Source organism: Mesorhizobium sp. P2_C5_2 (assembly GCF_056404535.1).
In genome coordinates, this window is sequence record NZ_JBFUDV010000002.1 from 573,344 (window position 1) to 585,437 (window position 12,094).

The following is a 12,094-nucleotide window of genomic DNA, read 5'->3' on the forward strand; positions in this document are numbered from 1 at the left end:
GCGCGCCCTCAGTCATAGCGCACCCTTGGGTCGACGACCGCGTACATGACGTCGACGATCAGGTTGAAGACGATGGTAAAGAGCGCGATCACCACCACGGTTCCCATCACCAGCGTGTAGTCGCGGTTGAGCGCGGCATCGACGAAATAACGGCCGACGCCGGGAATGGAGAAGATGGTCTCGACGATGACCGAACCGGTGAGCAGTGCCGCGGCCGCCGGACCGGTGAAGGAGACGATCGGCAGGATGGCGCCGCGCAGCGCGTGCTTGACCACCACCGACCAGTCCGACAGGCCGAGCGCACGCGCCGTTCGGATATGATGCGAACGCAAGCTCTCGATCATCGAACCGCGCATCAGGCGGGCGACGATGGCGATCTGCGGCAAAGCGAGTGTCAAGATCGGGCCGATCTTGTTTATCAGTGCGCCGTCACCCCAGCCGCCGATCGGCAACAGCTTCCACGTCAGCCCGAACAGCAACTGGATCACCGGGGCGATGACGAAGGTGGGGATGGTGCTGCCGGCGGTCGCCAGCGCAATCACCGTATAGTCGCCAAGCTTGTTCTGGTTGAGCGCGGCAATGGTGCCGAGCACCGAACCAAGCAGCAGCGCCAGGATCAGCGCGGAGGTGCCAAGCTGGACGGAAATCGGCAAGCCCTTGGCGAACAGTTCGGTGACGGTGAAGTCAGGCAAATTGTAGCTCGGTCCGAAATTGCCGCGCAAAAGATTGCCGAGATAGTGGGCATATTGCAGCCAGAGCGGATCGTTGAGGCCGAACTGAGCTTCGAGATTGGCCCTGATCTCGGGGCTCAAGCCCCGCTCCTGATTGAATGGGCCGCCCGGTGCGACGCGTATCAGGAAGAACGCCATGGTCACGATGACGAATAGCGTCGGAATGGCGGTCAAAAGCCGCCGGAAGATATATCGCAGCATCGGCGCCCCGTTTCGGCCAGAGCGACATCACGTCCATACGGACGCATTGCCATGCTCCGGCGCCAAATCTTCGCACCGGGCTTGCCGAAAATCGAGCACGATTTTCGGACCGATGCGATGACCGACCAGCCCGCCGCGCCCGATGGGGCGCGGCGGTCCAGTCAAGGATGATTCAGTCCTTGGAGACGAAGCGGGACGGATGGACGTCCATCACATTGTCATCGAAGCCATGCAGCTTCGAGGAAACGATATCGTGGAAGCTGTAGTAGAGAAGCGGAATGTTGCCGACGTCATCGACAAGAATACGCTCGGCCTCGGTGAGGTCCTTCATGCGCTCTTCCGGCTTGCCGCCCGCAGCCGCGGCCTTGTCCATGGCCGCTTCATATGCCGGGCTGACGTAGTCCGAATAGTTGTTGCCGCTGGCCTTGCGTGTGATGCCGAGGAAGGTCTCGGGATCCTTGTAGTCGGCGATCCAGGCGGCACGCGCCACGTCGTAGTTGCCCTTCTGCTCGAGGAAGGAATAGTGGGTCTTGGTGTCGGTGTTGAGCAGCGTGATCTCGACGCCGAGCGGCTTCAGCTGTTCCTGGATGGCAACCGCGGTGTTCTTGTGGTTCTCCGAAGTGTTGTAGCGAATCTCCATCTTCAGCGGATGCTCGGGCGTATAGCCGAGTTTCTCGAGGATCTTCTTGGCGGCGTCCTCGCGGTCGATCTGCGGCATGTCGGCATATTTGGCCAATGCCGGCGTGTAGCCCGCGATGCCCGGAGGCACCATCGAATAGCCAGGCAGCATCGAGTTCTGCCAGACTTTCTCGGCGAGGAAGTCGCGGTCGATCGCCATCGAGATGGCGTTGCGCAGCTCGACATTATCCCACGGCGCCTTGTCGGTCTTGATCGCATAGTAATAGGTGCCGAGATATGGTCCGACGCGGACCTGATCGCCGAACTTGGTCTTGAGGTCAGCGAGCTGTTCGGTCGGCAGGTCGCCGTAGCTGTCGAGTTCGCCGGCCTCGAAGCGCTTCATCGCCGATGAGCGGTCTTCGGTCGGGATATAGTTGACGACGTCCATCTTGACGGTCGCGGCGTCCCAGAATTTCGGATTCTTGACCAGCTTCATGTGGTCGTTGGGAATCCACTCGGCCAGTGTATAGGCGCCGTTCGAAACGAGATTGCCCGCCTTGATCCAGTCGGCGCCGAGCTTGTCGATCGAGGCCTTGTTGACCGGATAAGTGGCCTGGTGGGTCAGCATCTCGAGGAAGTATGGCGTCGGCGCCTTCAGCGTCACTTCCAGGGTGTTGGCGTCGATCGCCTTGACGCCCATGTCCTCGGGCTTGCCTTTCTTGGTGTTGACTTCCTCGGCGTTCTTCACGGGATAGAGCATGGAAGCGTATTCGGCGGCGGTTGCCGGATCCTCCAGCCGACGGAAGGAGTAGACGAAGTCGTCCGCCGTCACCGGGCTGCCATCCGACCACAAGCCGTCCTTGCGCAGCTTGAAGGTGTAGACGGTGCCGTCATCGGATACGGTCCAGCTTTCGGCAGCGCCCGGAATGAGGTTCGTCTTCTGATCGTGCATGACCAGTCCCTGGAACAGGTCGCGTATGACATCGGCTTCGTAGGTGGTCGAGGTCTTGTGCGGATCGACCGTCTCCACTTCGGCGGCGCTGCCTCTGTTATAGACAGTCTCGGCAAGGGCCGGCGTCAGGAACGTGCCTGCGGCAAAGGTCATGGTCGTGGCGACCAGTGTCGCCTTCAGCATATTTTTCAGCATGAAGTCTCTCCCTGTGGCGCTGCCCATCGGCTACGCCTTACGAGTGTTGACGCCCCGGGACCGATTTCTGGCCCCTTCGAGCGCGCCGCCGGTTCCCTTTCCGGCGGCTGGTGGCAGGAGACTAGACAGACGGAAATATTATTTCAACCGCCCGCTGCTTGACGTTGAGTGAGCAGTCTTCCGCTAAAATAGAACCAGCTAAAATTCAAATGCATTTCAACTGGCTGCACCTTGCGGTTGCCTTATCGGTTTTCTGTTTTTGCAAGCGAAGTTTGGCATGCTCGGCAGTATGCTGCAGAACCCAAAACTCCCCGCTTTGTGGTGTCGTTTCCGGGCGAACGCCTCGGGGACCTCGGCGATCGAATTTGCCATGCTGGCGCCGTTGTTCATCCTGCTTCTGCTCGGAATGGTTGCATATGGCATCTATTTCGGTGCCAGCCACTCGGTCCAACAAATCGCGGCGGATGCGGCGCGAACGGCGATTGCGGGGCTGAACGCCACTGAACGCAAGACGCTGGTGACCAACTTCATCAACAACGATGTCAACGGTTATCCCTTCGTCGATGCCACGAAATTGACGGTCGATGCCAAGGACAGCGTCGCAGATGGCAGCCAGTTCGTGGTCTCGGTCAGCTACGACGCACGGAATTTGCCGATCTGGAATCTGTTTCCCAATCTGTCGATGCCGGGCATGACCATTCAACGTCAATCGACGATCCGGGTCGGGGGCATCTGATGCGTAGTGCCGTTGCTGGAATGTGGCAGATATGCCGGCGGCTGCTGCGCGAGAAGCGGGCCAATTTCGCTGTCATGACGGCGCTCTGCGCGCCCGTCGCGCTGGTGCTGACGGCGTTCGCCGTCGACCAGGGTGCACTGTTCAACGAGCGCCGCGCAGCGCAGTCGATCGTCGACCTGGCGGCGATCACTGCCGCAGCCAACCTCGCCAACGTCGAAACGGCGGTGCTGACGACGCTGAAGGACAATGGCATCAGCTCGGTTGCCGTGCAGAAAGACGGGACAACCGTCGCGCCGACAGCCACCAAGGCGGTGGTCCAGATTGTGCCAGGGCGCTACACCGGTTTGAGTTCGATCGCCGCCGGCAGCCGGTTCGAGGCAGGCAAGCTGCCTTACAATTCCGTGCAAGTCTTCCTGAAGAAGCAGGGCACGCTCTATTTCGGCACCTCGCTCATGGCGCCGCCGGTCATCGGCACGATGGCAACCGCAAACGCCCAGGCGCAGGCGACATTTTCGGTCGGCTCAAGGCTGCTTAGCGTCAATGGCGGCCTGCTTAACGCACTCCTCAACGGGCTGGTGGGCGGCAACATCTCACTCAGCGTAATGGACTATAATTCCCTGATCGCGGCCGACATCAACGTGCTTTCCTTTGTCGACGCGCTCGCGGTTCAGTTGAAGATGACCGGTGTGTCGTATTCGGATGTGCTGGCTTCAAAGGCGAGCATCGGCCAGATCGCAACCGCCATGGCCAATGTCCCGGGGCTTGGCAACACGGCCAAGCTGGCCTTGCAGTCGGTGGCCTCGAAGGCCACCAGCACGGTCCAGATTCCACTCAGCCACCTTGTCGACCTCGGCTCGGTCGGCCGTCTGGGCCTCGGGCAAAAGCCGTCGGGCCTGGGTGTCGATACCAGCGCCATGGGAATGCTGACGGCCGCAGCCTCGCTTGCCAACGGCACCCACCAGGCCCAGCTCGACCTTGGCCTCACCGTGCCTGGCCTCACCGCCACGACGCTCAACGTTGCCATTGGCGAGCCGATGCAGTCCTCGCCATGGCTGGCTGTCGGCGAGGCCGGTACCGTGGTGCGCACCGCGCAGACACGCATCAAGCTGCTGGCGTCGGTCACCGTCGGCAACAGCAATATCGGCGGCGGCACCACCCTGCTCTCCGTTACCTTGCCGCTGCATATCGAAATCGCCTATGCGGAGGCCAAGCTGACGGACATAAGCTGTCCGACGGGCCGTCCCGAGAGCATCAAGGTCACCATCGCCACGCGCCCCGGTGTCGTCGAGGCGCATCTCGCGGCCAGCAGTGCCGACGGTAATCCCGGCGCCTTCGCCGATTTCACCAAACCGCAATCCTTCTACAACACCGAAATCGCTGCGGTGAAGCTGCTGCTCGTCCCGCTCTTGTCGGTGAAGGGCTCTGCGGCGTTTGCGATGACCAACATGAACTCGACGGACCTCGTCTTCAACTATAGCGACATCACCGCCAAGACGATCAAGACCGTCTCAACGCAGAACCTGACGCAGTCGCTGACCACCTCGCTGGTCAGCAATCTGTCGCTGACGGCCAACGTGCTGGGCCTGCCGATCAACCTCAGCGCCCTGCTTGGAACGGTGAAGCCGGCTGTGGTGGCGCTGCTAAACAGCGTGACGGCGCCCGTCGACACGCTGGTCTACAATGTGCTTGCGGCGCTCGGTGTGAGCGTCGGCCAGGCCGATGTCCGGGTCACCGGCGCGACCTGCGGCCGCTCCGTTCTGGTGCAATAATCCCGACCTATCGGTTAGCCGGTTCGTCCGACAAACCAGCCCAGCGCCGGCAGCGACAGCCCCTCCTCCTGTAGGACCGCACCGCCACCTGGAGCTATCGCCACGACGGGCCCGAAATCCGGCGGCAGTGGCCAGTCGGCCGGCTCGTCGGCGAAATTGAAGACGCAGAGCAATGTCTCGCCCTCGCTTTGCCTGATGAAGGCAAGGACATCGCCCCCGGTATCGAGAAAGCGGATCGAACCCTTGACCAGAGCCGGATGCGCCTTGCGCAAGGCCAGCATCGCCCGGTAGCCGGCAAGCACGGAATTTTCGTCGCCATTCTGGATGTCGACCGCTTGGGCGCGGTGGCTTTCCGGCACCGGAAGCCAGGGTTTTCCCGAGGAAAAACCGGCATTGTCGGCGCCCGCCTCCCAGACCATCGGCGTGCGGCAACCGTCCCTGCCCTTGACCCCCGGCCAGAAACGAATGCCGACGGGATCGCGCAGGTCTTCGAAGGTCAACTCCGCCTCCTCCAGCCCGAGCTCTTCGCCCTGGTAGAGGCAGATCGATCCACGCAGGCACGAAAGCAGCGCGATTGCGAATGCCGCCACCGCATTTGGATCGCCGCCCGGCCGCGTCCAGCGGCTGACATGGCGCACGACATCGTGGTTGGAGAACGCCCAGCACACCCAACCGTCGACAACCGCTGCCTCGAAGGCTTCGACGCAGCCGCGCACATGGGCGGGCGAGAATTGTGACCCAAGCAGGTCGAAAGTGTAGCACATGTTGAGCTTGTCGCCGCCGGAGGTGTAGGCGGCGAGTGTCTGCAGCGAGCGGCCTTCGTCGCCGACCTCGCCGACACTGGCGCGGCCGCCATACTCGTCGAGCAAAGAGCGAAAGCGTCGGAGGAAATCGAGGTTCTCGGCTTGCGTCTTGTCGAACAGATGCTCCTGGAAAAGGTAGGTGTTGGTTTCGCCATTGGTGCCGGCGACACTCGACGCCAAAGGCGGATTGCTGCGCAGCCAGCGGTCATGGACGTAGTAGTTGACCGTATCCAGGCGGAAGCCGTCGACGCCGCGGTCGAGCCAGAACCGCACCGTCTCCAGCAATGCGTCCTGGACCTCCGGATTGTGGAAATTGAGGTCCGGCTGCGAGGCCAGGAAATTGTGCATGTAATATTGCCGGCGGGTCGCGTCCCACTCCCAGGCCGGGCCGCCGAAAACCGACAGCCAGTTGTTGGGCGCGTTGCCGTCGGGTTTGGTGTCGGCCCAGACGTACCAGTCAGCCTTGGGGTTGTCGCGGCTGGTACGGCTTTCGACGAACCATTCGTGCTTGTCGGAGGAGTGCGACAGCACCTGGTCGATGATCACCTTCAGGCCGAGCCGGTGCGCCTCGGCCACCAGCGCGTCGAAATCATCGAGCGTGCCGAACATCGGATCGACCGCTTGATAGTCCGAGACGTCGTAACCCATGTCGGCCATTGGCGACTTGAAGAAGGGCGACAGCCAGACGGCGTCGACGCCCAGCGAGGCGACGTGCGCCAGCCGCGATGTGATGCCTGAGAGGTCGCCGCTGCCGTCGCCGGTCGTGTCCTGGAACGAGCGCGGATAGATCTGGTAGATGACGCAGCCGCGCCACCAGTCGGCCCCCTGCTCTGTATTGCCGTCGGCCATCACGAACCCTTCCTGGCGCGGCCCTTTGCGGTCCGGCGCTCGATCATGAAACTGACACTTCGGCCGGACAGCGGGCGCGCAAGGTCGATCGCCTGCGTTTCAATCGCCGGCTGCCATTGGAACCCTTCCCGCACGGGCAGGGTGAAGACGCATTGGCGGCGGTCGCCATTGACGATGACGGCGAGGCGCCCGTCCCCGCTATCGGCTAGCAGCATGACGAGGCGATGGCGCGAGGCATCGTTCCAGTCGGCTTCGCCAAGCGGCGCGCCGGTCTCGGCCAGCCAGGCGACATCGGGCACATCCGAACCGGCCGGCGGCTCCCCGGTCAGGAAGCGCGGGTCGGCAAGCGCTGAAACCGCGCGGCGGAGTGCCGCGAGCGCCGACACATGGGCTTCCAGCGCGGTGTCGCGCCCGGCCCAGTCGAGCCAGGTGATGGCATTGTCCTGCGCATAGGCATTGTTGTTGCCCTTTTGCGTGCGGCCGAATTCGTCGCCCGCCGTCAGCATGATCGTGCCGCGCGAGGCAAACAAGGTGGCAAGCAGCGCCCGGCGATCATCGGAACGGGCCTCGGCAATCGCCTTGTCGGAGGTCTCGCCCTCGACGCCATTGTTCCAGGACAGGTTCTCATTGTGGCCGTCGCGGTTCTTCTCGCCATTGGCCTGGTTGTGCTTGGCTTCATAGGCGACGATGTCGGCCAAAGTCATGCCGTCATGCGCGGCGATGAAATTCACCGTCCGGCTGATGCTGTGCCCTTCTTTGGCGAAGACATCGGACGAGCCGGCGAGCCTTGTTGCCAGCGCACCGACGGCGCCAGCATCGCCGCGCCAGAAGCGCCTGACGTCGTCACGGTAGCGGTCGTTCCATTCCAGATATGGCGGGCGGAAATTGCCGAGCTGGTAGCCATTCGGGCCGATGTCCCAAGGCTCGGCGATCAGCACCCTGTCGGCAAGGATCGGATCGGTTGCGATGGCCTGGAGCAGCGGCGCTGCGGGCTCGAACGCACCATCGACACGGCCGAGAACCGGTGCCAGGTCGAAGCGGAAACCGTCGACGCCGGCGTGGCGGACAAAATGGCGAAGCGTGTCGAGCACCATGTCGCGAACGACCGGGTGGTCGCAGGCGATGGTATTGCCGGTGCCGGTGTCGTTGGCCAGCCTGCCGCCCGGCTCGTGCCGGTAGTAGGCTTGATCGTCGAGGCCGCGCAGCGACAGCGTCGAGCCGAGCCGGTCGCTCTCGCCGGTGTGGTTGAAGACCAGATCGAGGATGGTGCCGATGCCGGCCTTGCGCAGGGCCGCAATGGTGTCGCGCAATTCGGCCAGCCCGCCGGGCGCCAGCCGCGGATCGAGCGCCATGAAGGTGACGGGGTTGTAGCCCCAGGCATTGCTCAAACCGAGCGGCGGCAGATGGCGCTCGTCGATCGAGGCGGTGATGGGCATCAACTCGACGGCCGAGACGCCAAGGCGTCTCAGGTGATCGATGACCGCAGGATGGGCGAGTGCGGCGATGGTTCCGCGCTGCGCTTCGGGCACATCCGGATGGAGCTTGGTGAAGGAACGGACGTTGAGTTCGTAGATCAGGCCGCCGGGCTTGAACAGCGGCGGCTCGATCGGCAGCGGCTTTGACAGTGCGCGCGTGACGGTCTTCGGCATCAGCGGCGCGGTGTCGGCGCCTTCGTTGCGCCGGGCGGCGAGCCGCCAGTGATGGACATAGGGCCGGTCGATCTCGACGGCGTAGGGATCGGTGAGCAGCTTGTCGGGATCGAACCACAGCCCGCGCTCCGGCGCATAGTCGCCATCGGCGCGAAAGCCGTAGTGGGTGCCGGTGGCAAGGCCGGCGACGAACAGCGTATAGACGCCCTCGCCTTCCGGCTGGAGTTCGAACCGGTCGATTTCGCGCGAGCCGTTGTCGTCGAAGATCGACACCCACAGGCGCCGCGCGGATGACGACCAGGCGGCGAAGCGTATGCCATCGGGCGTGATGGTGGCGCCGAGTTGGGTCATGGGCGCGTCCCCCACCCTCCCCCTTGTGGGGAGGGTCGCGAACGAAGTGAGCGGGGTGGGGGTCGGCGCAGCGAAAGCGCTCTACGAGCGCCCCCACCCCGATCCGCTACGCGGATCGACCCTCCCCATAAGGGGGAGGGTAAGGTTGGCGCCACTCTCAAGTAATCACGCTCGGCTTGTTGCGGCCGGTGTGGCTCTTGATCCCGGCAATATCATCCGCCGCGGCAATCAGATCCGCGAGTGCCTCTTGCGTGTCGAGATCGTGCCTCGCTCTGTCCGGCTCGTAGCGCTCGATATAGACGCGAAGCGTCGCGCCCGACGTGCCGGTGCCGGACAAACGAAACACGACGCGCGAGCCGCCTTCGAACAGAACCCTGATGCCCTGGTTCTTGCTCACCGAACCGTCGACCGGATCGTGGTAGGCAAAGTCGTCGGCATTGGCGATCTTCAGGCCGCGCACGCTGGTGCCGGGCAGCGAAGCGAGCTTCGCACGGAGTTCGTCGACCAGCGCATTGGCGCGCTCGGTCTCGACCTCTTCATAGTCGTGGCGCGAATAGTAGTTGCGGCCGTAGGTCGCCCAATGTTCGGTGACCACCTGCTTGGCGCTTTCGCCACGCACCGCCAGGATGTTGAGCCACAACAGCACCGCCCACAGCCCGTCCTTTTCGCGGACATGGTTGGAGCCGGTGCCGGCACTTTCCTCGCCGCAGATCGTCGCCATGCCGGCATCGAGCAGATTGCCGAAGAACTTCCAGCCGGTCGGCGTCTCATAGATGCCGATGCCGAGCTTTTCGGCGACGCGGTCGGCCGCGCCGCTGGTCGGCATCGAGCGGGCGATGCCTTTGAGGCCGTCCTTGTAGCCCGGCGCCAGTTGGGCATTGGCGGCGAGCATCGCCACCGAATCCGACGGGGTGACGAAAATGCCCTTGCCGATGATCAGATTGCGGTCGCCGTCGCCGTCGGAAGCGGCGCCGAAATCGGGCGCATCCGGCCCCATCATCTCGTCATAGAGATGTTTTGCGTGGACCAGATTCGGATCGGGGTGATGGCCGCCGAAATCAGGCAGCGGCTTGTAGTTGCGGCAGGTTCCGTTTTCCGCGCCAAGCCGGCGCTCGAGGATTTCCTTGGCATAGGGACCGGTGACCGCATGCATGGCATCAAAGCGCATGCGAAAGCCGTATTTGAAATTGGCGCGGATGGCGTCGAAATCGAACAGGCTTTCCATCAATTCGGCATAGTCTGTGACCGGGTCGATCACCTCGACAGCCATGCTGCCAGCCTCGACCGTGCCGATCTTGTCGATGTCGATCGCCGCGATGTCGGCGGTCCTGAAGCTCGAAATCGTCTTGGTCTTTTCGAAGATCGCGTCGGTCAGCTTTTCCGGCGCCGGGCCGCCATTGCCGGCATTGTACTTGATGCCGAAATCCTCATGCGGACCGCCCGGATTGTGGCTGGCCGACAGGATGATGCCGCCGAAGGTCTTGTATTTGCGGATGACATGCGAGGCGGCCGGCGTCGACAGGATACCGCCCTGCCCGACCATCACCTTGCCGAAGCCGTTGGCCGCCGCCATGGCGACGGCCTTCTGGATGACCTCGCGGTTGTAGAAGCGGCCGTCGCCGCCGATCACCAGGGTCTTGCCCTTGAAGCCGTCCAGCGCGTCGAAGATCGACTGGATGAAGTTCTCGGCATAATGCTCCTGCTGGAACACAGGCACCTTCTTGCGCAGGCCGGACGTGCCGGGTTTCTGGTCAAGATAGGGTTTGGTGGGGACGGTCCGGATCATGCTTCAGGCAACCCTTTTCGAAAGCAGCAGGCGGTAGAGTTCAACGTATTTGTCGGCGCTCTTGTCCCAGGAGACATCGGCCTTCATGCCCTGGCGCTGTATCTGTTCCCAGACGGCGGGATTTGAATGCGCGTCGACCAGCTGGCGGATGGCGTGCAGCATCGCGCCGCCATTGTTGGGCGCAAACTGGAAGCCGGTGGCGACGCCTGCCGAGATCGCTGCCTCATTGGCGTCGATGATGGTGTCGGCAAGGCCGCCTGTACGAGCAACGACCGGCACGCAGCCATAGCGCAGGCCGTAGAGCTGGGTCAGTCCGCAAGGCTCGAAGCGCGATGGAATGATGATGGCGTCGCAGCCGCCCTGCATGGTGTGGGAAAGCCCCTCGTCATAGCCGACGACGACGCCGATGCGGCCGCGATGGCGGGCGGCGGCGGCAAGCAGCGCGCCTTCGAGGCCGGCGTCGCCCGAGCCGAGGATCGCCAGCCTCGCGCCGGTGGCGACGACGCCGTCGACCACCGCCGCCAGTATGTCCATGCCCTTTTGCCAGGTCAGCCGGCTGATGACGCAGACGATCGGGCTGTCGTCGCGTTCGAGGCTGAAACGATCCTCGACAACCGCCCGGTTGGGAAGGCGAGCTTTGAGCGTCTGCGCGGAATAGGCCGACACCAGATGCTTGTCGGTCTCTGGGTTCCAGATGTCGGTGTCGATGCCGTTGACGATGCCGTAGAGGTCCGAGGATCGCATGTTGATCAGGCCGTCGAGGCCCATGCCGAATTCCGGCGAGCGGATTTCCTGGGCATAGGTCGGGCTCACCGTGGTGATCGCCCAGGCCGCCTGCAGGCCGGCCTTGAGGAAGCCGACGCCGCCATAATATTCGACACCGTCGAGCGCCATCGCCACCGCCGGCAGGCCGAGCTCGCCGAAGATGCCGGCGCCGAACTGGCCCTGGAAGGCAAGGTTGTGCACGGTGATCAGCGACGGCACGCCGACCGCCTTGCCGTAGCGCATATAGGCCAGCGTCATGGCCGACTGCCAGTCATGGGCGTGCACCAGATCCGGCTGGTAGCCGGAGATGGCGCCGCCGGCAATGTCGCCGCCGACCTGGCTCAACGCCGCGAACCGCCGCCAGTTGTCGGGCCAGTCGGCGCCGGCCGCATTGCCATAGGGGCCGCCCGGACGGTCGTAGAGATGCGGCGCGTCGAGCACGAACAGATCGAGCCCGGCGATCTGCACGGTGTGGACCGAAGCCTTGCCGCCCTGTAGCAGCGGATATTGGTAGACGGCTTTCCTTTTCTTGAAGGCGCCCATCACCTGCGGGAAGCCTGGGATGAGCGTGCGCATGGTCACGCCCTTGGCGGCCAGTGCGATCGGCAGTGCGCCGGTCACGTCGGCAAGTCCGCCGGTCTTGATCAGCGGGAAGATTTCGGGCGTGACCGACAGAACCTGCATGCGTT

7 protein-coding genes and 1 pseudogene are annotated in these 12,094 nt (G+C 63.4%); 2 read left to right on the top strand and 6 right to left on the bottom strand.

The features are described 5' to 3' along the window. Positions 1-8 precede the first annotated feature (8 nt). Together AC1D1B_RS09700 and AC1D1B_RS09705 are read right to left on the bottom strand one after the other, a co-directional pair. Positions 9-932: an ABC transporter permease subunit gene (locus tag AC1D1B_RS09700; RefSeq protein WP_477331518.1), complete on the bottom strand. Its 924-nt coding sequence runs from the start codon at positions 930-932 to the stop codon at positions 9-11. A gap of 424 nt (positions 933-1,356) precedes the next feature. Beyond that, a pseudogene (locus AC1D1B_RS09705) lies at positions 1,357-2,724 on the bottom strand (peptide ABC transporter substrate-binding protein); the annotation flags it as partial. Positions 2,725-2,986: 262 nt separating this feature from the next. On the opposite strand from AC1D1B_RS09705, the gene AC1D1B_RS09710 reads away from it, so the two are divergent. Together AC1D1B_RS09710 and AC1D1B_RS09715 are read left to right on the top strand one after the other, a co-directional pair. Continuing rightward, entirely contained in the window at positions 2,987-3,433 is a 447-nt protein-coding gene (locus AC1D1B_RS09710; RefSeq protein ID WP_477331520.1) for a TadE/TadG family type IV pilus assembly protein, read from the top strand. Continuing rightward, positions 3,433-5,202 (top strand): pilus assembly protein TadG-related protein, encoded by a 1,770-nt coding sequence (locus AC1D1B_RS09715; protein ID WP_477331522.1) that lies wholly within the window; start codon positions 3,433-3,435, stop codon positions 5,200-5,202. The genes AC1D1B_RS09710 and AC1D1B_RS09715 overlap by 1 nt, the downstream gene beginning before the upstream one ends. Before the next feature lie 14 nt (positions 5,203-5,216). Here AC1D1B_RS09715 and bglA read toward each other — a convergent pair whose 3' ends face one another. The 4 genes from bglA to glgA all read right to left on the bottom strand — a co-directional run bounded on the left by bglA (position 5,217) and on the right by glgA (position 12,089). After that, complete coding sequence (bglA, locus tag AC1D1B_RS09720) at positions 5,217-6,854, bottom strand: beta-galactosidase BglA (RefSeq protein ID WP_477331524.1); 1,638 nt, start codon at positions 6,852-6,854, stop codon at positions 5,217-5,219. Continuing rightward, positions 6,854-8,854 carry a glycogen debranching protein GlgX gene (gene glgX, locus AC1D1B_RS09725; protein ID WP_477331526.1) on the bottom strand — a complete coding sequence of 667 codons (2,001 nt, stop codon included), beginning with the start codon at positions 8,852-8,854 and terminating at the stop codon, positions 6,854-6,856. Before glgX ends, bglA begins: the two co-directional genes overlap by 1 nt. A gap of 157 nt (positions 8,855-9,011) precedes the next feature. Then, positions 9,012-10,640, bottom strand: a complete 1,629-nt coding sequence (locus tag AC1D1B_RS09730; RefSeq protein ID WP_477331528.1) for an alpha-D-glucose phosphate-specific phosphoglucomutase — start codon at positions 10,638-10,640, stop codon at positions 9,012-9,014. A gap of 3 nt (positions 10,641-10,643) precedes the next feature. Continuing rightward, complete coding sequence (glgA, locus tag AC1D1B_RS09735) at positions 10,644-12,089, bottom strand: glycogen synthase GlgA (RefSeq protein WP_477331530.1); 1,446 nt, start codon at positions 12,087-12,089, stop codon at positions 10,644-10,646. Between the last annotated feature and the right edge of the window lie 5 nt (positions 12,090-12,094).

What these genes read in the sequence shown, in the direction of transcription:
- AC1D1B_RS09700 (WP_477331518.1), bottom strand. Translation starts at nt 932, where the DNA reads ATGCTGCGATATATCTTCCGGCGGCTTTTGACCGCCATTCCGACGCTA.
- AC1D1B_RS09710 (WP_477331520.1), top strand. Translation starts at nt 2,987, where the DNA reads ATGCTGCAGAACCCAAAACTCCCCGCTTTGTGGTGTCGTTTCCGGGCG.
- AC1D1B_RS09715 (WP_477331522.1), top strand. Translation starts at nt 3,433, where the DNA reads ATGCGTAGTGCCGTTGCTGGAATGTGGCAGATATGCCGGCGGCTGCTG.
- bglA (WP_477331524.1), bottom strand. Translation starts at nt 6,854, where the DNA reads ATGGCCGACGGCAATACAGAGCAGGGGGCCGACTGGTGGCGCGGCTGC.
- glgX (WP_477331526.1), bottom strand. Translation starts at nt 8,854, where the DNA reads ATGACCCAACTCGGCGCCACCATCACGCCCGATGGCATACGCTTCGCC.
- AC1D1B_RS09730 (WP_477331528.1), bottom strand. Translation starts at nt 10,640, where the DNA reads ATGATCCGGACCGTCCCCACCAAACCCTATCTTGACCAGAAACCCGGC.
- glgA (WP_477331530.1), bottom strand. Translation starts at nt 12,089, where the DNA reads ATGCAGGTTCTGTCGGTCACGCCCGAAATCTTCCCGCTGATCAAGACC.